General features: G+C 63.7%; 25 protein-coding genes and 1 tRNA gene. 13 read left to right on the forward strand and 13 right to left on the reverse strand.

Features of this window, described 5'->3' with window-relative positions:
* Positions 1-28: 28 nt before the first annotated feature.
* Together mltG and fabF are read right to left on the reverse strand one after the other, a co-directional pair.
* Positions 29-1,192, reverse strand: coding sequence for an endolytic transglycosylase MltG (gene mltG, locus ACOI1H_RS09240; RefSeq protein ID WP_422436867.1), 1,164 nt, complete (start codon positions 1,190-1,192; stop codon positions 29-31).
* The gene (fabF, locus tag ACOI1H_RS09245; protein WP_422436868.1) at positions 1,192-2,454 is read right to left on the reverse strand and encodes a beta-ketoacyl-ACP synthase II; all 1,263 of its coding nucleotides are present in this window, start codon (positions 2,452-2,454) and stop codon (positions 1,192-1,194) included. The genes mltG and fabF overlap by 1 nt, the downstream gene beginning before the upstream one ends.
* A 170-nt stretch (positions 2,455-2,624) precedes the next feature.
* On the opposite strand from fabF, the gene map reads away from it, so the two are divergent.
* The gene (gene map / locus ACOI1H_RS09250; protein ID WP_422436870.1) at positions 2,625-3,374 is read left to right on the forward strand and encodes a type I methionyl aminopeptidase; all 750 of its coding nucleotides are present in this window, start codon (positions 2,625-2,627) and stop codon (positions 3,372-3,374) included.
* Between the two features lie 76 nt (positions 3,375-3,450).
* On the opposite strand, the gene ACOI1H_RS09255 is transcribed toward map, so the two are convergent.
* From ACOI1H_RS09255 to fabD, 3 genes are all read right to left on the reverse strand, one after another.
* Positions 3,451-3,684, reverse strand: a complete 234-nt coding sequence (locus tag ACOI1H_RS09255) for an acyl carrier protein (protein ID WP_422436872.1) — start codon at positions 3,682-3,684, stop codon at positions 3,451-3,453.
* Positions 3,685-3,838: 154 nt separating this feature from the next.
* Positions 3,839-4,576 carry a 3-oxoacyl-[acyl-carrier-protein] reductase gene (gene fabG / locus ACOI1H_RS09260; RefSeq protein WP_422436908.1) on the reverse strand — a complete coding sequence of 246 codons (738 nt, stop codon included), beginning with the start codon at positions 4,574-4,576 and terminating at the stop codon, positions 3,839-3,841.
* Positions 4,576-5,520, reverse strand: coding sequence for an ACP S-malonyltransferase (gene fabD, locus ACOI1H_RS09265; RefSeq protein ID WP_422436873.1), 945 nt, complete (start codon positions 5,518-5,520; stop codon positions 4,576-4,578). The genes fabG and fabD overlap by 1 nt, the downstream gene beginning before the upstream one ends.
* 136 nt (positions 5,521-5,656) lie before the next feature.
* Between fabD and ACOI1H_RS09270 the strand changes: the two genes are divergently transcribed.
* The gene (locus tag ACOI1H_RS09270; protein WP_422436875.1) at positions 5,657-6,838 is read left to right on the forward strand and encodes a cytochrome b/b6 domain-containing protein; all 1,182 of its coding nucleotides are present in this window, start codon (positions 5,657-5,659) and stop codon (positions 6,836-6,838) included.
* Positions 6,839-6,842: 4 nt separating this feature from the next.
* On the opposite strand, the gene ACOI1H_RS09275 is transcribed toward ACOI1H_RS09270, so the two are convergent.
* The 3 genes from ACOI1H_RS09275 to ACOI1H_RS09285 form a co-directional block, all read right to left on the reverse strand.
* A complete protein-coding gene (locus tag ACOI1H_RS09275; protein ID WP_422436877.1) occupies positions 6,843-7,238 on the reverse strand; it encodes a GFA family protein in 396 nt (131 codons plus the stop codon).
* 106 nt (positions 7,239-7,344) lie between these two features.
* A complete protein-coding gene (locus ACOI1H_RS09280) occupies positions 7,345-7,923 on the reverse strand; it encodes a YceI family protein (RefSeq protein WP_422436878.1) in 579 nt (192 codons plus the stop codon).
* 96 nt (positions 7,924-8,019) lie between these two features.
* Entirely contained in the window at positions 8,020-8,592 is a 573-nt protein-coding gene (locus tag ACOI1H_RS09285) for a hypothetical protein (RefSeq protein ID WP_422436880.1), read from the reverse strand.
* A gap of 256 nt (positions 8,593-8,848) precedes the next feature.
* On the opposite strand from ACOI1H_RS09285, the gene rpsF reads away from it, so the two are divergent.
* The 5 genes from rpsF (at position 8,849) to ACOI1H_RS09310 (ending at position 13,367) form a co-directional block, all read left to right on the forward strand.
* The gene (rpsF, locus tag ACOI1H_RS09290) at positions 8,849-9,202 is read left to right on the forward strand and encodes a 30S ribosomal protein S6 (protein WP_422436882.1); all 354 of its coding nucleotides are present in this window, start codon (positions 8,849-8,851) and stop codon (positions 9,200-9,202) included.
* Between the two features lie 26 nt (positions 9,203-9,228).
* Positions 9,229-9,456, forward strand: a complete 228-nt coding sequence (rpsR, locus tag ACOI1H_RS09295; protein ID WP_422436884.1) for a 30S ribosomal protein S18 — start codon at positions 9,229-9,231, stop codon at positions 9,454-9,456.
* Positions 9,457-9,467: 11 nt separating this feature from the next.
* Positions 9,468-10,067, forward strand: coding sequence for a 50S ribosomal protein L9 (gene rplI / locus ACOI1H_RS09300; protein WP_422436885.1), 600 nt, complete (start codon positions 9,468-9,470; stop codon positions 10,065-10,067).
* Positions 10,068-10,180: 113 nt separating this feature from the next.
* Positions 10,181-11,233 carry an SDR family oxidoreductase gene (locus ACOI1H_RS09305; protein ID WP_422436886.1) on the forward strand — a complete coding sequence of 351 codons (1,053 nt, stop codon included), beginning with the start codon at positions 10,181-10,183 and terminating at the stop codon, positions 11,231-11,233.
* 175 nt (positions 11,234-11,408) lie between these two features.
* The gene (locus tag ACOI1H_RS09310; protein WP_422436888.1) at positions 11,409-13,367 is read left to right on the forward strand and encodes a bifunctional 2',3'-cyclic-nucleotide 2'-phosphodiesterase/3'-nucleotidase; all 1,959 of its coding nucleotides are present in this window, start codon (positions 11,409-11,411) and stop codon (positions 13,365-13,367) included.
* Between the two features lie 33 nt (positions 13,368-13,400).
* On the opposite strand, the gene ACOI1H_RS09315 is transcribed toward ACOI1H_RS09310, so the two are convergent.
* The 3 genes from ACOI1H_RS09315 to ACOI1H_RS09325 all read right to left on the reverse strand — a co-directional run bounded on the left by ACOI1H_RS09315 (position 13,401) and on the right by ACOI1H_RS09325 (position 15,479).
* A complete protein-coding gene (locus tag ACOI1H_RS09315; protein WP_422436890.1) occupies positions 13,401-13,880 on the reverse strand; it encodes a hypothetical protein in 480 nt (159 codons plus the stop codon).
* Positions 13,881-14,034: 154 nt separating this feature from the next.
* The gene (tig, locus tag ACOI1H_RS09320) at positions 14,035-15,369 is read right to left on the reverse strand and encodes a trigger factor (protein ID WP_422436892.1); all 1,335 of its coding nucleotides are present in this window, start codon (positions 15,367-15,369) and stop codon (positions 14,035-14,037) included.
* 26 nt (positions 15,370-15,395) lie between these two features.
* Positions 15,396-15,479 (reverse strand) — tRNA-Leu (locus tag ACOI1H_RS09325).
* Between the two features lie 171 nt (positions 15,480-15,650).
* Here ACOI1H_RS09325 and ACOI1H_RS09330 point away from each other — a divergent pair.
* The gene (locus ACOI1H_RS09330; RefSeq protein WP_422436894.1) at positions 15,651-16,118 is read left to right on the forward strand and encodes a Hint domain-containing protein; all 468 of its coding nucleotides are present in this window, start codon (positions 15,651-15,653) and stop codon (positions 16,116-16,118) included.
* Positions 16,119-16,173: 55 nt separating this feature from the next.
* On the opposite strand, the gene ACOI1H_RS09335 is transcribed toward ACOI1H_RS09330, so the two are convergent.
* Positions 16,174-17,748 (reverse strand): NAD(P)H-hydrate dehydratase, encoded by a 1,575-nt coding sequence (locus tag ACOI1H_RS09335; protein WP_422436895.1) that lies wholly within the window; start codon positions 17,746-17,748, stop codon positions 16,174-16,176.
* Positions 17,749-17,921: 173 nt separating this feature from the next.
* On the opposite strand from ACOI1H_RS09335, the gene ACOI1H_RS09340 reads away from it, so the two are divergent.
* From ACOI1H_RS09340 to ACOI1H_RS09360, 5 genes are all read left to right on the forward strand, one after another.
* Entirely contained in the window at positions 17,922-18,260 is a 339-nt protein-coding gene (locus ACOI1H_RS09340; protein WP_422436897.1) for a P-II family nitrogen regulator, read from the forward strand.
* Between the two features lie 48 nt (positions 18,261-18,308).
* The gene (gene glnA, locus ACOI1H_RS09345) at positions 18,309-19,727 is read left to right on the forward strand and encodes a type I glutamate--ammonia ligase (protein WP_422436899.1); all 1,419 of its coding nucleotides are present in this window, start codon (positions 18,309-18,311) and stop codon (positions 19,725-19,727) included.
* A 158-nt stretch (positions 19,728-19,885) separates the two neighbouring features.
* Positions 19,886-20,518, forward strand: a complete 633-nt coding sequence (locus ACOI1H_RS09350; RefSeq protein WP_422436900.1) for a hypothetical protein — start codon at positions 19,886-19,888, stop codon at positions 20,516-20,518.
* A 104-nt stretch (positions 20,519-20,622) separates the two neighbouring features.
* Positions 20,623-21,930 carry an adenylosuccinate lyase gene (purB, locus tag ACOI1H_RS09355; RefSeq protein ID WP_422436902.1) on the forward strand — a complete coding sequence of 436 codons (1,308 nt, stop codon included), beginning with the start codon at positions 20,623-20,625 and terminating at the stop codon, positions 21,928-21,930.
* A gap of 92 nt (positions 21,931-22,022) precedes the next feature.
* Positions 22,023-22,181 carry a hypothetical protein gene (locus ACOI1H_RS09360; RefSeq protein ID WP_422436903.1) on the forward strand — a complete coding sequence of 53 codons (159 nt, stop codon included), beginning with the start codon at positions 22,023-22,025 and terminating at the stop codon, positions 22,179-22,181.
* 46 nt (positions 22,182-22,227) lie between these two features.
* Here the strand turns inward: ACOI1H_RS09360 and ACOI1H_RS09365 are convergent, their stop codons facing one another.
* A complete protein-coding gene (locus ACOI1H_RS09365; protein WP_422436905.1) occupies positions 22,228-22,878 on the reverse strand; it encodes an acyl-homoserine-lactone synthase in 651 nt (216 codons plus the stop codon).
* Positions 22,879-22,985 lie beyond the last annotated feature (107 nt).

Below are 22,985 nucleotides of genomic sequence, written 5' to 3' on the forward strand. Positions count from 1 at the left end.
ACGGTCCGGTGAAGAACCCGCGAAGGGCCTAGTCGTTGTCGCTTTCCGCCTGCTGCGCCTCGATCGCGCGCCATGCCGCCACGTTGCGGTTGTGGTCGTCCAGATTGGTCGCAAAGGCATGGCCACCGCTGCCGTCCGCCACGAAGAAGACGAAATCCGTGGAATCGGGGTTCAACGCTGCCTCGATGCTGGCACGCCCCGGATTGGCAATCGGCGTCGGCGGCAGGCCGGGAATGACATAGGTATTCCAGGGCGTCTCCGCGTCCAATTCGCTGCGCCGCAGCCCGCGCCCCAGGATACCCTCGCCCTTCGTCACGCCGTAGATCACCGCAGGATCGGTCTGCAATCGCATTCCCCGTTCCATTCGGTTGACAAAGACGCTGGCGACCTGACGCCGTTCCGTGGGCACGCCGGTTTCCTTCTCGACGAGCGAGGCCAGGATCAGCGCCTCCTCCGGCGTCTCGACCGGCAACCCATCCGCCCGCGCGGCCCAGGCATCGGCCAGGATTTGCGCCTGTGCCGCCTGCATCTGCGCGATGATCGCCGCGCGATCGTCACCGGGCTGGAATTCATAACTGTCGGGGGCGAGCATCCCCTCCGGCGGGGTCTCGGCAATCGTGCCGTCCAGAATGTCGATCTCGCGCAGCGCGTTGGCGATCTGCCAGCTTGTCACACCCTCGGCCACGGCGAGGCGGTAACGGGTGTCGGCCTGTTCCTTGACCGTCTCATACGCGGCCGGGGCCGCGTCGACCGCAGGATCGAACTCCGCCACTTCCGTAAAGCTGCTCGTCGCCGGGTCAAGCTCTCGCACCTGCACGAGATTGCGGCGCACGCCGACGCGGTAGACGACTTCGGTGCCGCAGGTGCTTTGCCCGCTGCTGGTCACGATCCCCACGATCTGCTGCATCGACGCCTGTTCCGGCACCAGAAAGCTGCCGGCTTTCAGGTCACCCGCCAGGTCGGAATAGTCCGCCCCCATGCGAAAGATCGCGCCGGAACTGACAGCACCCTGTTCCTCCAACTGCTGGCTGACGCGCCGCATGGTCGACCCCGATTCCACCTGCACGCAGATGCCCTGCGCCAATGGGCCAGGGGCCTTGTAGGCCTGCGTCCCCCAGACGATGACACCGGCCAGCAGGAACAGCGCCACGATCAGGAAGGTGATCCCGTTGGCCGCAACATGCCGCCACATCAGCGCAGCTTTCCCAGCACCAGACTGGCGTTCGTTCCGCCGAAACCGAAAGAGTTCGACAGAGCGATATCGATCTTGCGCGCGCGCTTGCCGGTCCCGCACAGATCGATCGCCGTCTCGCAATCGACATTCTCGAGGTTGATGGTCGGTGGGGCCACCTGATCGCGGATCGCGAGGATGCTGAAGATCGCCTCGATCGCGCCGGCGGCACCCAGCAGATGACCCGTCATCGATTTGGTCGACGACATCGACAACTTTGCCGCGGCCTCCGGTCCGACCATACGTTCCACGGCACCCAGTTCGATGGTATCGGCCATCGTGGATGTGCCATGCGCATTCACATAGTCGATATCCTGCGGTGTGAGGCCCGCGTTGCGGCAGGCCGCACGCATCGCACGCTCAGCACCCTCGTGGTCAGGGGGCGGTGCGGTGATGTGATAGGCATCGCCGGACAAGCCATAGCCCAGCACTTCGGCATAGATCTTCGCGCCCCGAGCTTTCGCATGCTCAAGCTCTTCCAGCACCACGATCCCGGCACCTTCACCCATGACGAACCCGTCGCGGTCCGTGTCCCAGGGCCGGCTCGCCTTGGTGGGATCGTCGGCATATTTCGTCGACAGCGCCTTGCAGGCATTGAACCCGGCGATCCCGATCTTGCAGATCGCAGCCTCAGCGCCCCCCGCGACCATCACGTCCGCATCGCCGTGCTGGATCAGGCGGCTTGCGTCGCCGATGGCATGCGCGCCCGTCGAACAGGCGGTGACGACCGAATGGTTCGGCCCGCGAAATCCGTAACGGATCGACACCTGACCGGAAATCAGGTTGATCAGCGCGCCGGGCACAAAGAACGGCGACACGCGCCGCGGTCCCTTCTCCTCCATCATCACGGCGGTATTGGCGATGGAGTTCAGGCCCCCGATCCCCGACCCGATCAGCACCCCCGTGCGTTCCTGATCCTCGCGCTCCGTCGGCATCCAGCCTGAATCCTCGACCGCCTGCTGTGCCGCTGCCATTCCGAACAGGATGAAGGTGTCGACCTTGCGCTGCTCTTTCGGCTCCATGTATCTGTCGGGGTTGAAGGTACCATCGCTGCCGTCGCCCAGCGGCACTTCGCAGGCATAGGTGGTGACAAGCCCTTCGGGATCGAACCCGGTGATCGGCCTGGCTCCGGACCGCCCCTCCAGAATGCGCGACCAGCTGGCCTCCACCCCGTCGGCCAGCGGCGTGACAAGTCCCAGTCCCGTAACGACGACACGGCGCATCTTTCGTCCCTTCAACATCTGAATTGCGGCCCTGATACCGCAGGGTCGTCCACGGGGGCAAGAGGTCTGCGCCAATCGGTGCCCGCGCGACAGGGACCCGCCGCCTTGCGATGGCCCGCACCGAGGCTTATCCCTGTCTCGGCGTTCACCGCCGATGCAGGAGGCCGACCATGACCATCACCCACGAAGACGAGCTTGATGCCCTCAAGGCCATCGGCCGCATCGTCGCCAACACGATGCAGGCAATGGCAAAGGCCCTCGAGCCGGGCATGACGACCCGCGACCTCGACGACATCGGCCGCGCCCTGCTCGACCATGCCGGTGCCACCTCTGCGCCAGAGGCGACCTACGACTTTCCCGGTGCCACCTGCATCAGCGTGAACGAGGAAATCGCCCACGGCATCCCCGGTGACCGCATCATTCAGGCTGGCGATCTGGTGAACATCGACGTGTCGGCGTCGAAGGACGGCTACTTTGCCGATACGGGTGCCACGTTCTGCGTCAAGGATGTCACCGCCGCCCAGCGCAGGCTGTGTCACGACGGCCGCCGCGCCATGCAGATCGGCATCGCACAGGTCGCCAGCGGCAAGCCCATCGCCGGGATTGGCCGCGCCATCGGTCGCTTTGCCGCACGCGGTGGCTACACCCTGATCCGCAATCTCGCCAGTCACGGCGTCGGTCGCGCCCTGCACGAATATCCAGAGGAAATCGCGACTTGGCCCACCCGCCGCGAAACGCGCCGCATGCAGCGCGGCCTCGTGCTGACGGTAGAGCCTTTTCTGTCCACCGGCGGTCATTGGGCATTGAATGGCGATGACGACTGGACGCTTTACAGCAATCCGCCCGCTCCGGTCGTGCAATACGAACACACCGTCGTCGCGACCGATCGCGGTCCGCTGATCGTCACACACCCCGGCTGAAACGCAAAACGGCCCCCGCACATGCAGGGGCCGTTTCAACTCGGACGACGACAGGATCGCCGGACCGGGCTGCGCCTTACAGCGCGCCCTTGATGAACTTCACGGCGTCGCCAAAGGTCTGGATCGTCTCGGCGGCATCGTCGGGGATCTCGATCCCGAACTCTTCCTCGAAAGCCATGACCAGTTCCACGGTGTCAAGGCTGTCGGCGCCAAGGTCGTCGATGAACGACGCGCTTTCGACGACTTTGTCCTCTTCCACACCAAGGTGCTCCACAACGATCTTGCGTACGCGGTCTTCGACGTCGCTCATGAACAATTCCTCACGTTCCTGATGGGCCAGTGCCTGATGGCTGAAACCCGGTTGTTGAACCGACCGCCGAAGGGGCCCGTCCGTTGCTGCGTGGCCTATAACAGAGATTTGTGCACGCGCAAACGCTTTCACAAATCCCCGACGCGGACCCGCCTCAAAGCATGGCCATTCCGCCATTCACATGCAAGGTCGTGCCCGTGACATAGGCCGCTTCCTTGCTGGAAAGATAAAGCACCGCAGCCGCGATTTCCTCCGCCTCGCCCATGCGGCCCGCCGGAATCTGCCCCAGGATGCCGCCCTTCTGATCGTCGTTCAGCTTGTCGGTCATCGCCGTCGCGATGAACCCCGGTGCGACGCAGTTCACGGTGATGCCCCGGCTCGCGACCTCGTAGGCGATGGACTTGCTCATGCCGACCATGCCCGCCTTGGACGCCGCATAATTTGCCTGCCCTGGATTGCCCGTTGCCCCGACGATGGACGAGATGTTGACGATCCGCCCCCAGCGCGCCTTCATCATGCCCCGGATCGCACCCTTGCACAGGCGCATTGTGCTGGTCAGGTTGACCTCCAGCACGCTCGACCATTCGTCGTCGGACATCCGCATGAACAGGTTGTCCTTGGTGATGCCCGCGTTGTTCACGAGGATATCAAGGCTCCCCATCGCCTCCACCGCCTGCTTGGGCAGCGCGTTTACCGCCTCTGCATCCGACAGGTTGCAGGGCAGCACATGGACCCGGTCGCCCAGTTCCCTTGCCAGCGCCTCCAGCGGTTCAACCCGCGTGCCGGACAGGCCGACCGTGGCCCCGGCTCCGTGCAGCGCAGTCGCAATCGCCCCCCCGATCCCGCCGGATGCCCCGGTGATCAGCGCCGTCTTTCCTGTCAGATCGAACATCATGCGTCTCCCTTGATGGCGGCGGCGACGGCCACGGCCTCTGCGGCGGTGCCGACATTCGCCGTCGCCGCCTCTTTCTCGATGCGCCGGATCATGCCCGACAGGGCCTTTCCAGCGCCGATTTCCACGAACGACGTCACACCCTGCGCCGCCATCCAGTCCACGGACGAGGCCCAGCGCACCCGGCCCGCAACCTGTTCCACCAACTGTCGCCGGATCTGATCGGGATCGGTGACCGCCTCTGCCGTCACGTTCGCGACCAGCGGCACCGCTGGGGCCTGCATCGCCACAGCCTCCAAGGCATCGCGCATCACTTCGGCTGCCGGTTGCATCAAGGCACAGTGGAACGGGGCGGACACCGGCAGCATCAGCGCCCGCTTTGCTCCCGCCGCCTTTGCCAGCACGGCCGCCCGTTCGACGGCGGCGACGTGGCCAGAGATCACGTTCTGCGCCGGATCGTTCTCGTTTGCCAACTGGCAGACGTCGCCCTGTGCCGCATCTTCCGCGATCTGCGCCACGGTCGCCGCGTCCAGCCCAAGGATCGCGGCCATCGCGCCCACGCCCGCCGGCACCGCCTGCTGCATCGCGTCACCCCTGATGCGCAGCAGCCGCGCGCAATCCGCAATCCCGACCGCCCCTGCGACGGCAAGCGCGGAGTATTCGCCCAGCGAATGACCGGCCACGAAATCAGCGTCCGTCAACAAGATCCCCTCGGCCTCCAGCGCCCGCATCGCCGCCAGCGATGCCGCCATCAGCGCGGGCTGCGCATTGCGGGTCAGGGTCAGCGTCTCGATGGAGCCGCCGAAGATCAGCGTCGACAACGGTTCTCCCAAAGCGTCGTCGACCTCGTCGAATACCGCGCGTGCCGCGGGATAGGCGTTTGCGAGGTCCTGCCCCATGCCGATGGCCTGGGCGCCCTGCCCCGGAAAAACGAATGCCCGCATGAATGTCCCCCGTCTTGCGTGTTCGGGCCTTGATCTAGCCCGCGGGGCCCTGTCGCACAATGCCTCTGCAACAATGCGAATTGTGGGACGGCCCGCCGCGCGTTAGCTGTGCGCTCAGGCCCATGAAGGACGCGCCATGACCCAACCGACGACCTACGGCACCGTGACCAAGCTGTTTCACTGGCTCACCGCCGCCCTGATCCTCGCGATCATTCCGCTCGGCATCATCGCCTCCGACATGGCATATGACACGAACGCCCAACTTGCGCAAAAGGCGCTGCTCTTCTCGCTGCACAAGACGCTGGGTGTCACCGTGTTCATCGTGGCCTTGCTGCGCATCCTCTGGGCGCTGGGTCACGCCAAGCCCGGCCCCCTGCACCCCGAACGCAAGGCCGAGACGCTGCTGGCCGAGACCGTGCACTGGTTGCTCTACACGGCCCTCGTCATCACCCCTCTGACCGGCTGGATCGGCCATGCGGCGACGACCGGCTTCGCACCGATCTGGTGGCCCTTCGGCCAGTCCCTGCCCTTCGTGCCCAAGTCCGAGGCCGTGTCGCATCTGTTCGCCAGCCTGCACTGGGTCTTTGGCAAGGTGATGATCGCGGCACTGATCCTGCACATCGCAGGGGCCATCAAGCACGCCGTCATCGACCGTGACGCCACCCTGCGGCGCATGTGGTTCGGCAGAGTATCCGGCCCCGAGACAGGCTATCACCGCACCCCCGTCGCGGCCCCGCTGATGGCTGCCCTGATCGTCGTCGTCAGCGGCGGCGTGGCACTGGCATTGTCCGGTGGCACCGAAGAACGGCAAGCGACGGCGGCGCTTGAACAGGTCGCATCGGACTGGACCGTCCAGGACGGCACGCTTGGTATCACCGTCACGCAATTCGGCAATACCGTCCAAGGGAGTTTTGCCGACTGGACCGCCGCCATCGCCTTCAACCCCGACGCCGAAGGGAAGGCAGGTCAAGTCGACGTCACAGTTGCCATCGGTTCGTTGACGCTGGGATCGGTGACCGATCAGGCGATGGGCGCCGACTTCTTCAACGTTGCCGACTTCCCGACGGCAACCTTCAGTGCTCCGATCAAAAAGACGACCGACGGCTACATCGCCGAAGGCACTTTGACGCTCAAGGGCCAGACCGCGCCCATCTCCCTGCCTTTCACCCTTGCGCTCGACGGCGACACGGCGACCATGCAGGGCAGCACGACGCTGAACCGGATGGACTACGCCATCGGCACCAGCATGGGCGACGAAAGCAACCTCGCGTTCGATGTCGCCGTTGACGTGGCACTGACCGCCACCCGCGCCGACTGACCTATCAGGACCACAGGTGCCGGACCTGCCGCCCGTCGCGCGGCAGGTCCTGAAACGTCTCCAGCCCGTCGAAATTGTCGATGGGCATCGCCGCCACCGCCTCGGGGTCCGCCAATCGCACGTTCACGGCAATCCTGCGCCGCCCGTCGGCACCGGCCGACAGACTGCGCCAATAGGCTACGCAGCCGCAGGTCGGACAGAAGTGAAACCCGATTCCGCCATTATCGCGCAGATAGGCCGTGGTCGGGCCGGATACGGTGATCCCCTCGCCCTCCCAGTCGTAGGCCCACAATGCACTGTAGCGGCGGCAGACGGTGCAGTTGCACGCCGTCGCCCCCTCCTCGCAGCGGGTGACGCGGTAGGTCACCGCCCCGCAATGACATGCACCGTCAAACTCCATCGCAGCTCCCGGTTTTCCACGATCATGCCACAGCGCGCCGCACCGGACACGCAAAAGCCGCGCCGGGTTGCCCCGACGCGGCTGGTCTGTCGCAAGAGTGGGTGGCTTATTCGGCCTTCATCGCCTCGACCGAGATCGCGACGTTCACTTCGTCGCTGATGAAGGGCGCGAACATGCCCAGGTTGTACTCCGACCGCAGCAGGGTGACGGTCGCGTCGAACCCGGCCCAAGGCTTGCCTTCCATCGGGTGGTCGCCGACCTGGTTCAGCTTAGCATCCAGCACGACCGACTTGGTGACGTCGTTCAGGGTCAGGTCGCCGGTGATGTTGGCGGTGTCCTCGCCCGTGACCTCGATCGCGGTGGACTGGAACGTCACCATCTCGCTGTCGTCGGTCGCGTCGAAAAAGTCGGGAGACATGAAATGCTCGAACCGGGCTTCCCAGCCGGTCAGCATGGTGCGCACCGGAAACGACACGCTGACCGACGACGCGGCCGGATCTTCCTGGTCGAACTGGATCTCGCCCTCGAAGCCCGAGAACATGCCCGTCCCGGTCGAAAAACCGAGGTGGTTGTAGTCGAACACGATCTGGCTATGGCTGGGGTCGAGCGTGTAGGCTTCGGGCGCGGCAAAGGCCGGTGCGGCCATCAGTGACAGGACGGCTGCGGTCGCGAGGCTGGTCTTCATGGTCGGGTCTCTCCGGTCTGTGTTACATCGGGACCCAGATGCCTCTCGGAACCCCGGTGAACAATCCGGCAAAATCGAACATGCGCTGCGCGGCGATCAGTCGACCTCGCGGTTGATGATCAGATCGCGCCCCATGCGGTCACGCAGCCGCGCCATTTCCGGTTCCTGACCACTTGCGACCGTCATCGTGCGGGCCGTGTTGAAATAGCGCAAGACCAGCGACGGCTTGCCGCCTTCGGGCCGCGTGATGAAGACGCTCCCGATGCTGTCAAAACCGTAGCGGGCCAGGACCGTGATCGCACCGGTGCGATTGCGGACGACTTCACGCACCTCGCCGTTCATGGTGTCCACCTCGATCTGGATCAGCGTGCCGCGGCTGGCGAACCACATCAGGGCCGAACCGATCGCGCTGACGACGATCATCACCGGAATGCGGAACAGCAGGTCCGCCCCCTCGGTCATCGCCAGAAGCGTGACCGCGACGGCCAGGAACGTGGCACCGCCGATCATCGCGGCAGATTGAAGAACGACCATGCGCAGCGGCGCACTGCCTTGCGGTACCACGCGGTAACCCCAGTAGGTTTCTTCCAGCACATAGCCGCGATCGGGCACGGACGGGCGACGCGGCCGGAATGTATTCGCTGTACGTAGATCGGGAATGTCGGTCATGACACAAACCTCCTGTGGTTGTCGCCGGCGCGTTCCTGGACAATCAAGCGGCGCATCGCGGCGAAACCGTGGCAGCGTTAAGGTTTTGTTAAGCGTTTGCAGGCCTGACGCGAACGGCTTGCGCCACGCAGGCGTCTGTGTATAAGCGGCCCACTTCCGCGTTTGTGATGAACTGCGCAGTCTCTCGTGGTCGGGGTGCGGAAGTCTTGTCTGCCCCGTCCTATGAAATGCGTCGATAGAAAAGAAAAGGAACGCCATGCCGCTTTACGAGCATGTGATGATTGCGCGTCAGGACCTGTCCAACACGCAAGCAGAAGCCCTCATCGAACACTTCGGTGCCGTGCTGTCGGACAACGACGGCAAGCTGGTCGACAGCGAGTACTGGGGCGTCAAGACGATGGCCTACAAGATCAACAAGAACCGCAAGGGCCACTATGCCTTTCTGCGTTCGGATGCACCTGCGTCCGCCGTGCAGGAAATGGAACGCCTGATGCGCCTGCATGAAGACGTGATGCGCGTCCTGACCATCAAGGTCGATGCCCACGCCGAGCTGCCGTCTGTGCAGATGCAGAAACGCGACGAACGCGACACCCGTCGCGAGCGCCGCTAGGCCACATCAGGAAAGGACCATAAATCATGGCAACCAAACCGTTTTTCCGCCGTCGCAAGTCCGATCCGTTCGAGGGTGAAGGCGCCCCCGAGATCGACTACAAGGACACGCGCACACTGCAGCGCTACGTCTCCGAGCGTGGCAAGATCGTCCCCGCCCGCATCACCGCCGTCGGTGCCAAGAACCAGCGCAAGCTCGCCCAGGCGATCAAGCGCGCGCGGTTCCTGGCCCTACTGCCCTACGCCGTGAAGTAAGGAGCAAACCCATGCAAATCATTCTTCTGGAACGTGTGGCCAAGCTGGGCCAGATGGGCGAAGTCGTGACCGTCAAGGACGGCTATGCCCGCAACTTCCTGCTGCCGCAGGGCAAGGGGCTGCGCGTCAACCCTGCCAACCTCGCCCGTTTCGAGGCCGAGAAGGCCGCACTCGAGGCGCGCAATGCCGAAACCCGCGCCGGTGCGCAGGCCGAGGCCGACAAGATCGACGGCGCATCCTTCGTCGTGATTCGCTCCGCTTCCGATGCCGGTTCGCTTTACGGCTCCGTCACCCCGCGTGACGTGTCCGACGCCGCCGCCGAGAACGGCTACAAGGTCGACCGTAACCAGGTCGTCCTGCAAGGGCCGATCAAGGAACTGGGTCTGCACGACGTGATCCTGAACCTGCACCCCGAGGTCGAAGCGACGATCACTCTGAACGTTGCCCGCTCCAAGGAAGAGGCAGAGCTTCAGGCCTCCGGCAAGTCGATCCAGGAACTGGCCGCGGAAGAAGAAGCCGCCGCCGAGTTCGAGATCCAGGAACTGTTCGACGATCTCGGTGCCGCTGGCAACGATGAGGACGCGCAGCAGCGCCGCGCCGACGCCGAGTAATCGGACCGTCTGACTCGTGAAAGGCCGCCCCACCGTGGGCGGCCTTTTTCATTTCGGAAACCGGGAATGAACCAAACCCCTGTCGGAGGCATTGTCTGCCAAAGGAGAACACCATGCCCTCATCCGAAAACAAGGTCGCCATCGTCATCGGTGGCAGCGCCGGCGTCGGCCGTGCCGTCGTCGATGCCCTGCGCGCGCGCGGCTACGCCGTCGGCGTCGTCGCCCGCGGCCGCATGCGGCTCGACGAACTCGAACAGATCGGCGTCGCGACCTACGGTGCCGACGCCGGCGACGCTGCACAGCTGGATGCCGCCACCGACCACCTCGCGGACCGCCTCGGGCGGCCCGATGTCTGGGTCAACTGCGCGATGGCCACCAGTTTCTCGGCCTTCAAGGACACCCCGGCCGAGGATTTCGAACGGATCATTCGCACCACCCTGATGGGTCAAGTCAACGGCACCCGCGCCGCCCTGCGCCATATGATCCGCGGCAATATCGTGAACATCGGTTCCGGCCTCGCCTACCGCGCCGTGCCGTTGCAATCCGCCTATTGCGCGGCCAAGCATGCGATCAACGGCTTCACCGCCTCCGTCCGGTCAGAGCTGATCGCGGAACAGTCCCCCATCCATCTATCCCTCGTGCAGTTGCCCGCGATGAACACGCCGCAGTTCGACTGGGCCCGCAGCCGGCTGTCGCAACAGCCGCAACCGGCCCCGCCCGTCTATGCGCCACAAGTCGCGGCCGATGCCGTCCTGCGCGCCATCGACACGAATGCGCGCGAGCTTTTCGTGGGAAAATCGGTGCTGAAACTGGTCTTCGGCCAGTTCCTTCTTCCTGACCACCTCGACAACCGCATGTCCCGTGACGGGATCAGCGGGCAGAAATCCGACCGCCCGGCACACGGCGTGCAGACCGGCAACCTGTATGAACCCGTCGAATACCCCACGAGCGCCGCAGGCTCCTACGGTAAAGACGCTGCCGACAGCGGCGTGATCGTCGACGCAGACCGCGCGCGCAAGGCGGCCTTTTTCGGGGTGCCGCTGCTGACCCTCGCCGCCGGTGTCCTGCTGGGCCAACTCGGACGATCCGCCCGTCAGCGGCGCATTGCGCAAGACCGCCCGGCCCGCCTGCCACGATCCTTTGGCGACGACACCTATCCCCGGTAGCACCTTGCAGACCTGCCGCGCCTTGACGGACGCGGCAGGTCATGAATTGACCATGTGATCAAATTTTAACTGATCCAGCGCAGCCTTCCGCCGATTTGCGGACTGCTGTCGTGACATCGTCATGGGTGGGTCGCAGACTGGCGGCACAGAATCCCTTTCGTGAAAGCGTGCCGCCATGCCCCTCACCCTGTCCCGCCGGTCTTTTCTGGCCTCCACCGCCGGTTTCATCGCCCTGCATCCCTTCTCGGCCCGCGCCCAGGCCAATCAGGTCCACCTGCGTCTGATGGAAACCACAGACCTGCACGTCCACGTTTTCCCTTACGACTACTATGCCGACAAGCCCGTCGACACGGTTGGCCTTGCCCGCACTGCCGCGATCATCGAAAGCACCCGCGCCGAATCGACCAATTCGCTGCTGCTCGACAATGGCGACTTCCTCCAGGGCAATCCGATGGGCGACTACATCGCCTATGAACGCGGCATGAAGGACGGCGACATGCACCCGGTCATCGCCGCGATGAACACCCTCGGCTTCGACGCCTCGACGCTGGGCAACCACGAGTTCAACTACGGCCTCGACTTCCTGACCAAATCTCTGGCCGGGGCCAACTACCCCGTCGTCAGCGCCAATGTGGTGAAAACCATGGGTGCCACCGCAACCGAAGATGAGACGCTGGTCCCGCCCTACATCATCATCGACCGCGAACTGACCGACGGCGCGGGCGAGACGCATCCCATCAAGATCGGCCTGATCGGCTTCGTGCCTCCACAGATCATGAACTGGGACCGCCAGCACCTTGAAGGCAACGTCCAGACCCGCGACATCGTGGCGACAGCACAGGCCTACGTGCCGCAGATGAAAGAGGAAGGCGCGCAGATCATCATCGCGCTGTCCCACTCCGGCATTGGCGCGGCCGAAGCCGAGGATGGCATGGAAAATGCCTCCGTTCCCCTTGCCGGGGTCGACGGCATCGACGCCGTGATGACCGGTCACAGCCACCTCGTCTTTCCCTCATCCTCCTACGAGGGATTCGCAGGCGTCGACCTGGCCGCCGGCACGCTGATGGGCAAGCCCGCCGTCATGGGCGGGTTCTGGGGCAGCCACATGGGCCTGATCGACCTGATGCTGGAACGCGACGGAGACCAGTGGCGGATCGTCAGCCACACCTCCGAAGCGCGCCCAATCTCCGAGCGTGCCGAGGACGGCACCGTCACGGCGCTGGTTGAAAGCGACCAGAAGGTGCTGGACGCCGCACAGGCAGAGCATGACGCGACACTGGAATACGTGCGCCGCGCGGTCGGCACGACCGACGCCCCGCTTTACAGCTACTTCGCGCTGGTGGCCGACGATCCCTCCGTCCAGATCGTGTCGAATGCCCAGACGTGGTACATCGAACAGATGATGCAAGGCACGGTAAACGAAGGGCTTCCCATCCTGTCCGCTGCTGCGCCCTTCAAGGCCGGCGGCCGTCAGGGGCCAGAGTATTACACGGACGTGCCCGCGGGCGACGTGGCGATCAGGAACGTGGCCGACCTCTACCTCTATCCCAACACGGTCCGCGCGGTGAAGATCACCGGCGCGCAGGTGAAGGACTGGCTGGAACGGTCTGCCGGCATGTTCAACCAGATCCAGGCCGGCGCGCAGGATGCGCCGCTGCTGAACCCCGACTTCCCCAGCTACAACTTCGACGTCATCGACGGCGTGACCTATCGGATCGACCTGAGTCAGCCCTCGAAATACGACAGCGACGGCAACGTCGTCGCAGCGGACGCCAACCGCATCACCGACCTCATGTATCAGGGCCAGCCCATCGACCCGGCGCAGGACTTCATCGTGGCCACCAACAACTACCGCGCGGGCGGCGGCGGCACGTTCCCCGGCGCCGATGGCAGCACCATCGTGTTCGAGGGGCCGGACACCAACCGCGACGTCATCGTGCGCTACATCGTCGACCAGGGCACGATCAGCCCGAACGCCGATGCCAACTGGTCGTTCAAACCGATGCCCGGCACTACGGCCCTGTTTGAGACGGGTCCGAACGCAGCGCAATACGCCGAAACCATCGAAAGCGTCGAACTGCAGCCCGCCGGTGAAACTCCCGAAGGCTTCGCGCTGTATCGCATGATCCTGTGACCCGACCGGGCCGCACGCATCTGCCGTGCGGCCCTAACCGGCGTAAGTGACCAGACGTACCGTCGCGCGGCACGCGCCGCCGTCCGGCGTGCCGATCCAGATCATCAGCGGACCGCTGCCAGGATGGCGCAGCATGATCCGGGGCTGCCCCGGACCGCGGCCACTGTCGTCGTGATACCAATCCCCGTCCGCTGTCCGCACCAGAAGCCCGGTCGGACAGGTGGCGTCCGATGTGATCTCCATCGCAAGGCCAAGCATGCCGCCCAGATCCGCGGTCATGCTCGGTGCGTCGGGGAACAACATCGCGGGCACATCCGGCAAGGTAACGGATGGGCAGGTATCCAACGCGGAGTTACCGCCGGCCAACGCACGCCGCATCGTCCCCATTCGCAGCGCCGCGCCATTCGTGCGCACCTGCACGGTCGCATTCATATCGGGATTCGGGCAGGCCCAGACCACCGTGGCCGGCGCGGTCAGCAGGATCGACAACAAAACAGTCAGCAAACGCGACATGATGGGACCAGACCAAAGCGAGAAGGATGCGGCGGCAGCCGTTTGACCCATGCATCTGACATGTTCCGATTTGCCCCGGATGCAACCGTCAAAACGAAAAATGGCACCCCCGCCGAGGGGCGCCATTTCGACGTCGCATGTCTGAAGCGCAGACTTACTCTTCGCTTTCCAGCGCTTCGACGGCCTTCTGCAGGTCTTCCTTGCTGACGTCCTTCTCGGTCACATCGGCCTTGTCGAAGATGTGGTCGACGACCTTGTCCTCGAACAGCGGGGCCTGCAATTGCTGGCGGAACTGCGCGTTCTGCTGCACGAATTCAAAGAACTGACGTTCCTGACCCGGATACTGCCGCGCCTGGTTCATGACCGCCTGCGTCATTTCCTGATCCGACACCTTCACCTCGGCGCGCTGGCCGATGTCGGCCAGCAGCAGACCCAGCTTCACGCGACGCTTGGCAAGCGACATATGCTCGTCGGTCGGGTTGATTTCCGGGTGATCGTGACCCTGCACGTCGGGATTGTCCTCGTGCCACAGCTGGTGCGCGATCTGGTTGGCTTCCGCCTCGACCAGCGACGCCGGCAGATCGAAATCGACCAGCGTGTCCAGCTCGTCCAGCAGCTTGCGCTTGGCGATGGCCCGCGACGCGCCGTTGTATTCGGCCTCCAGACGCTCGCGGATTTGACCCTTCAGCGCCTCAAGGTCGTCGGCACCGAATTTCTTCGCCAGCTCGTCGTCGATCGCGGGGGCCTTGGACGCGCGGACTTCCTTGACGGTCACGTCAAAGACGGCTTCCTTGCCGGCCAGATGGGCAGCCTGATAGTCGGCGGGAAAGCTGACGGTGACTGATTTCTCCTCACCGGCCTTGGCCTTCAGCAGCTGCTCCTCGAACCCGGGGATGAAGCTATTAGATCCCAGCACCAGCGGATAGTCCTCGCCTGCGCCGCCGTCAAAGGCATCGCCGTCGATCTTGCCGACGAAGTCGATCAAGACCTGATCGCCGTCCTTGGCCGCACCCTTCTTCGCCTCGAACGTGACGGCCTGCGGGCTTTCGGCCAAGTTTTTCAGTGCCTCGTCCACGGCCGCATCATCGGCCTTCACGACCATACGCTCCAGCTTGACCTTGCTCAGGTCCGTGTCCGGCACGTCGGGCAGCTTCTCATAGGACACCTCGACCACGACATCGTCGCCCTCTTTCCAGTCGGGGTTCGTCATCTTCATCTCGGGCTGGGCCGCAGGACGATCGCCGGTCGTGGTCAGATGCTCGTTCATGGCACCGTCGATGGCTTCCTGCATCGCGTCGCCCATCAGGCGCGGGCCGAACTGCTTGCGCATCATGGCCATGGGCACCTTGCCCTTGCGGAAACCCTTCATCTCGACATCGGGCTGCGCTTCCTTCAGCTTGCCGACAACCTTGTCGTCAAGTTCCGCCGCCGTCACGGTGATCGTGTAACCGCGCTTGAGGCCTTCGTTCAGGGTCTCATTGACCTGCATGGGCTTTCCTTCTTTCTACTCAACCTTGGTGCGGGTGAAGGGACTCGAACCCCCACGCCTTGCGGCGCCAGAACCTAAATCTGGTGCGTCTACCATTCCGCCACACCCGCATGTGAAACGGGGGCGGACTTGCCCACCCCCGACTTTGCGCGGTGTCTATCAAAGGTCACACAGGGATGCGAGTGCAAATTGCATCGTACAAAAGGCAAGACAGCGCCCTTTTTCTGCCTTAGTCCTGAACGAACGATTGAGGCAGAGATCAGCAAGAGCGGGAACACGCCATGCACACCGGGACGAAGACACGCGACACCGTCGCGACAGCAGCCACGCAGCTTGTTTCCGGCGTTTGCGCCGGCACCACGATCATGACGCTGGACGGCGAAATACCGGTCGAGCATCTGACCGCCGGCACCCGCGTCATCACCCGCGACAGCGGCATGGCGGTCCTGCGGGGCGTGACCTCCCGGACCCTGCGCATCGCCCCGATCCGCATCAAGGCAGGCTCGCTTGGCCATACCCGCCCCGACCGCGACATGATGGTCGCTCCGGGTACACAAATTCACATCCGCGACTGGCGGGCAGAGGCGCTGTTCGGCAGCCCCACCGCGATGGTCGAGGCCCAGCGCCTCGTCGACGGCGAATTCCTTGCCGTGCAGGACGAGGCAGAGATGACGGTCTATACCCTGACGTTCGACCGCCAGCACATCCTCTATGCCGACGGGATCGAGATGGCTTCCGCCGCCGTCTGATCCTTCTCTCTGATGTCCAGCACAGGCCGCACCCCCCCGGGGCTGCGGCCTTTTGCTATGCGCCCAGGGCTTTCAGCACACCCGGTAGCGCCTCCGGCAAATCCTCCGCAATCAGCCCCGGCCCGAACGCCCGCGCACATTCCACATGCAGCCAAGCCCCCGCCTCGGCCGCCTGCATCGGAGCAAAGCCCCGCGCCAGCAACCCGGTGATGAACCCCGCCAGCACATCGCCCGCTCCGGCCGTCGCCAGCCAGGGTGCGGCCCGGTCATAGACCGCCGCGTTGACGCTGCACCGCCCGTCCGGGTCCGCGATCACCGTATCCGGCCCCTTGAACAGCACGACGCATCCCGCACGTCTTGCCGCGTCCCGCGTCGCGTCGACCTTTGAATAAGCCGGGCCGGTCGTCGATGGCGCATCCAGCTTCTCGGCAATCTCCGGAAACAACCGCGCGAATTCGCCCGCATGCGGCGTCAGCACGCAATCGCTGTGCAACTGCCCAAACAAGTCCGTATCCCGCGACAACAACGTCAACGCATCCGCATCCAGTAAGAGCCTGCGCCCTGCCTGCAAGGCGGTCGCAACCAGTGCCGCCTCCCGGGCGCCCGTCCCCAACCCGGGCCCCAGACACAGCGCGTTGATACGCTTGTCCTCCAGCACCGCGGCAAGCCCATCGGCATCCTTCACGCGCCGCAGCATCACCGCATTCACCTGCGCCGCATTCTCGATCAGCGCCGCTGGCGGGCACCCCACCGTCACCGCCCCTGCCCCGATCCGCAAAGCCCCCCGCGCCGCCATCCGCGCGGCACCGCCCTTGCCCACGCCGCCAGAGAGGATCAGGGCGTGACCGTGGGAATATTTGTGGCCGAGTCGCTTTGAAAACCTATTACCTTGTCCTGGGATCAGACAGACGGCGTCCGCTGTCTCCGCCAACTCGAGATCGACAATATGCATCGACCATGAGCGTTCGCTAGCATGGTCCAGGATATGGCCAAGCTTCATGCGATGAAAGGATACCGTCAAATGTGCAAAATAGGGGGCTGTCTGCCCCAGACACTTACCACTGTCGGCACAAAGGCCGGACAAGATATCAACGGCTACTATTTTGGTCTTGCTGTTCGGGTCATCCATTAATGCTCCGTCAAGCAGGCTTTCGACAGAGGTTACCAGATCATCTGCGAGAGGACGCGTCAGTCCAGTTCCGAATAGCGCATCAATGACCAGATCACATGCGCCCTGTGGCATCGCGGATGTTACCTCCCCAATATCAGACCACCGTTCATAATTCACCCGTGCATCCGGCGGCAGCTTCTCGGCATCCCCATACAAAAACACCTCCACCGCCCACCCGGCCTCTCGCAGCAACCGCGCCACGACGAACCCGTCGCCGCCGTTGTTGCCGGGTCCGCATAGAACGACAGCGCGCCGGGTTTCCATTTCATCTGGCAGATTAAACTCCGGGGGTGCGGGGGCTGGCCCCCGCGTCGTCGCAAACTTCGGCCACTGCGCAAAGATCGCGTCCACGACGCCTTGCCCGGCCCGCTCCATCAGCTCCAGCCCTGTCACAGCACCGGACTCGATCGCCGCCTGTTCAATGGCGCGCATTTGAGCAGCGGTCAGCAGTTCGGTCATGGTTTCAGCACCTCAAGTTCGCAAAACGCACATAAAACGATCAAGTCGCACATTTCATCGCCACGTCGCCCATTTTCGACAAGCCGTCGCTTGCACCTTGCGCGCCGTGAATTGTTCCTGTCTGTCTATGATGGTCTGACCGCGACACGACCGCAAGCAAGGGGGCCCCGCCTGTGAAAAAGATCGAAGCCATCATCAAGCCGTTCAAGCTCGATGAAGTGAAGGAAGCCCTGCAGGAGGTCGGCATCCAGGGCCTCTCCGTCGTCGAGGTCAAGGGCTTCGGCCGCCAGAAGGGCCACACCGAACTTTATCGCGGCGCCGAATACGTCGTCGACTTCCTGCCCAAGGTGAAGCTGGAAATCGTCATCGCCGACGATCAGGTCGATGCCGCCATCGCCGCGATCATCGCGGCCGCCAAGACCGACAAGATCGGCGACGGCAAGATCTTCGTGTCCACCGTCGAACAGGCAATCCGTATCCGCACTGGCGAAACCGGCGACGACGCGCTCTGACCGCGCTCACCCCATCCAACGATCAAGACCGAAAAGGACCAGCATCACATGAGCACCAAAGACTTCCTTAAGATGATCAAGGATGAAGAGGCCGACTACGTCGACATCCGCTTCACCGATCCCAAAGGCAAGCTGCAGCACGTCACCATCGTCGCCGATCTGGTGGACGAGGACTTCCTCGAAGAAGGCTTCATGTTCGACGGATCCTCCATCGCCGGCTGGAAATCCATCGACCAGTCCGACATGAAGCTGATGCCCGACACCACCAGCGGCTACGTCGATCCGTTCTACGCGGAAAAGACCGTTTGCATCCACTGCACCGTGGTCGAACCCGACACGATGGAGCCCTATGACCGCGACCCGCGCGGCACCGCCGAAAAGGCCGAGGCCTACCTGAAGTCCTCGGGTATCGGCGATGCGTTCTATTGCGGCCCCGAAGCCGAATTCTTCATCTTCGACGACGTGCGCTACACCGTCTCGATGAACAAGGTGTCGTTTCAGGTCGACGCCATCGACGGCGCGTGGAACAGCGACACCGACTACCGTTCGGAAACCGGTGTCGGCAATACCGGCCACCGTCCGAGCATCAAGGGCGGCTACTTCCCGGTCAACCCGATCGACGACGCTCAGGACATGCGTGGAGAAATGCTGTCCACCATGAAGCGCATGGGCATGAAGGTCGACAAGCACCACCACGAAGTCGCGTCCTGCCAGCACGAACTGGGCCTGATCTTCGGCACGCTGACCAAGCAGGCCGACGAGATCCAGAAGTACAAGTATGTCATCCACAACGTGGCCCAGGCCTACGGCAAGTCGGCGACCTTCATGCCGAAGCCGATGTCCGGCGACAACGGCACCGGCATGCACGTCAACATGTCGATCTGGAAGGACGGCAAGCCGCTCTTCGCAGGTGACAAGTATGCCGACCTCAGCCAAGAGGCGCTCTACTTCATCGGCGGCATCCTGAAGCACGCCAAGGCGCTGAACGCGATCACGAACCCTACGACCAACAGCTACAAGCGTCTGATCCCCGGCTTCGAGGCTCCCGTCCTGCGCGCATATTCCGCCCGCAACCGGTCGGGCTGCGTGCGCATCCCGTGGTCCGAATCGCCCAAGGCCAAGCGCGTCGAGGCCCGTTTCCCCGATCCGGCCGCAAACCCCTACCTTGCGTTCTCGGCCCTGTTGATGGCCGGCCTTGACGGCATCAGAAACAAGATTGATCCGGGCCCCGCTTCGGACAAGGATCTCTATGATCTGCCGCCGGAAGAACTGGCATCGATCCCGACGGTCTGCGGTTCTCTGCGCGAAGCCCTGGAGGAGCTGGAGAAGGATCACGAATTCCTGCTGGCCGGCGACGTGTTCACACGCTCGCAGCTTGAAGGCTACATGGTGCTGAAGTGGGAAGAGGTTTATGCCTACGAACACACGCCGCACCCGATCGAATACAAGATGTATTACAGCTGCTGATCCAGACTTGCGGATCGACGAAGGGCACCCCGCGGGGTGCCCTTCTGCGTTTGGCACGCCACAGCGGCGGCCGGCGTGACATCGGCATCGACAAAAGTATGACACTGTCGCGCGGCGCGCGTTAAGAAGCGCCATCGCACACAAGAAAGCCCTAGAACATGATTCTGCGCACCCTGTCCGCCCTGTCGCTCGTCAGTCTCGCTGCCTGCAGCGGCAGCACTGCCTCCGGTCCGGGCAATACCAGTTCCGGCTTTGCGCCCGTGAACGACAAGAACCAGATCATCGGAAACGTATCCCCCGATTCGTCGTCCGGCGGCGGCACATCGACAGGCGACATCGACAAGACCGAGGCCGGCTACACCTATCTGACCGAATCGAACGGCAATGAGGTGGCGGCACGTGCCGCCCTCATCAATCCCGGTGTGATCACGTCGCGCCCGACCGCAGGAGTCGGAACATATACCGCCCTGTTCGAGATCGCAGAGATCGCGGGGACCGACGTCAGCCGCGACGTGACCGCCGCCAAAGGCACGATCCCCGTCACCGTGTCCTTCGACACCGGCCGCGTCGAGGGCCGCAGCATCACGTCCAACGTCAGCCAGACCCTGACGATCGCGGGGCAACTGGCCGCAACAGGAACCGGCTATACGGGCACGACCACATGGCGCGGGGTCGAAGGCGACCTGCGCGGCCGGGCCAACGGCGACCGCATCATCGGTGCCTTCGCAGGACACGACGCGACATCCGTATACGCCGGCGGACTGGTCGGCCAAGGCAAGACCACCCCCTGATCCGAGCCGCTCCATGATCGCGCGCGCGATCCATCGCCGCTTTCCATTTGCCGGGGCGAACCGTATGAAGCGGCCAACCCTCGCCCGCTGCAAAAGGTCTGCCCATGATCCCGCGTTATTCCCGCCCCGAAATGACCGCCATCTGGGACCCGGCGACCAAATATCGCATCTGGTTCGAGATCGAGGCGCACGCCTGCGACGCGATGGCCGATCTGGGTGTCATCCCGCGCGAGAATGCGGCGGCGATCTGGAAGGCAAAGGACGTCACCTTCGACGTCGCCCGCATCGACGAGATCGAGGCGGTGACGAAGCATGACGTCATCGCCTTCCTCACTCACCTTGCCGAACACATCGGATCGGATCAGGCGCGGTTCGTCCATCAGGGCATGACCTCATCGGACGTGCTGGACACGACGTTCAACGTGCAACTGGTCCGCGCCTCCGACATCCTTCTGGCCGACATGGACCGCGTGCTGGCGGCGCTCAAGGTGCGCGCGTTGGAACACAAGGACACGGTCCGCATCGGCCGCAGCCACGGCATCCACGCCGAACCGACGACGATGGGCCTGACCTTTGCCCGCTTCTACGCTGAGATGAGCCGTGGCCGCGCCCGGTTGGTCAACGCCCGCGCCGAAATCGCCACAGGTGCCATTTCCGGTGCAGTCGGCACCTTTGCCAACATCGATCCTCGCGTCGAGGAGCATGTCTGCGCCCAGCTTGGCCTGACGCCGGAACCGATCAGCACGCAGGTCATTCCCCGCGACCGGCACGCCATGTTCTTCGCCACGCTCGGCGTCATCGCGTCCAGCATGGAAAACATCGCCACCGAAATCCGCCACATGCAGCGGACAGAGGTGCTGGAGGCCGAAGAGTTCTTCAGCCCCGGGCAGAAGGGATCGTCGGCCATGCCGCACAAGCGCAATCCGGTTCTGTCGGAAAACCTGACGGGCCTCGCGCGTCTGGTCCGCATGGCCGTGACGCCTGCGCTGGAAAACGTGACTCTCTGGCACGAACGCGATATTTCGCATTCCTCCGTCGAACGCGCCATCGGGCCGGACACCACGATCACGCTTGATTTCGCGCTGAACCGCTTGGCCGGGTTGATCGAAAAGCTGGTGATCTATCCCGAGACGATGCTGGCAAACATGAACAAGTTCCGCGGTCTGGTGATGTCGCAGCGCGTCCTGCTGGCCCTGACGCAGGCCGGCGTCAGCCGCGAGGACAGCTACAAGCTGGTCCAGCGCAACGCGATGAAGGTCTGGGAAAAGGGTGCCGACTTCAAGACCGAGTTGCTGGCCGACCCCGAGGTCACGGCCGCACTGACCCCCGCGCAGATCGAGGAAAAGTTCGACATCGGCCATCATACCAAGCACGTCGATACGATCTTTGCCCGCGTTTTCGGCGAAAAATGACCGGGACACCCTGTCGCAGCGAAATCTGTCGGTGATGACCCTGCGTCATGTTATCATCAATGCTCGATCATAACTGACAGGAGGTTCCATTCATGCTGAAGACCGCGCTTGCTGCCCTGACATTGACCCTGCTTCCGGGCCTTGCCCTGGCCGAAGGATGCAGCCACGCCAAATCGACCGCCATGTCCTGCGCCGAAGGCACGATGCCCGACGCCGAAACCGGGACCTGCGTGCCCGTCACGACCAGCTGAGACGACCGAAAGGCGGGTGCCCCGCACCCGCCTTTCGCGCGCCATGTCACACCGCTGGGGCATGCAATGGCTGGGGCTGAACCCGGTGCGTCGCGCGCGGCACATCCGGAGGGATGCGCGTGACCGGCATCGACAGCACCGCATAGCGGCGGCCATCGTTGTCATTCGTATATGGTTCGCCGATCCGTTCCGCGCCAAAGCCTAGCTGCCGCAGCGCCCGCATCAGGGCCAGCGGTGACAGGGACATCAGTTGCGACGCCCCCTGCTCTGCCGCGACATCGATCAGCCCCTGTACGATCATGGTCAGGCAGACACTGCGGTCGGCCTGGGTCTCGACGGTCTCTGACATGACCAGACGGGTGCATTCCCACATGGCAGGGCTGACGATGTCCTGGCCCAGCACTTCGGGCGGAATGTCGATCAGCTTGCCCTTCACGGCATCCCGCAGCATGTAGCTGTGACTGCCCCAGGTCGCTGTCGTGGCCATGGCCCGCGCACCGCCGATGACCTCACCATTGCGCAGAACAAGGGAATACCAGGCTTTCGGATTGTCGTACTGGTCCATTTTCACCTCGTCGTCGTGTGGAATGTGCCAGCCAAGCGTATCAACGAAGAATCGCTTGCGAAGGCGAAGAAAGTCATAAAAAGCAGGGCCATAGATATGCAGATTGGATAAATTGAAGGTGATGTTTTCCATCGCGGATACTCCTTTTGGATGTATCCCTTCATACTCAATCGCGTTCAAATTGTCATAAACACTGTTGACAAACCGACCACAAATCTGCGCCACGGTGCCGCATGGCC

It is taken from the genome of Loktanella sp. DJP18, from assembly GCF_049310965.1.
Taxonomy (GTDB): Bacteria; Pseudomonadota; Alphaproteobacteria; order Rhodobacterales; family Rhodobacteraceae; genus Loktanella.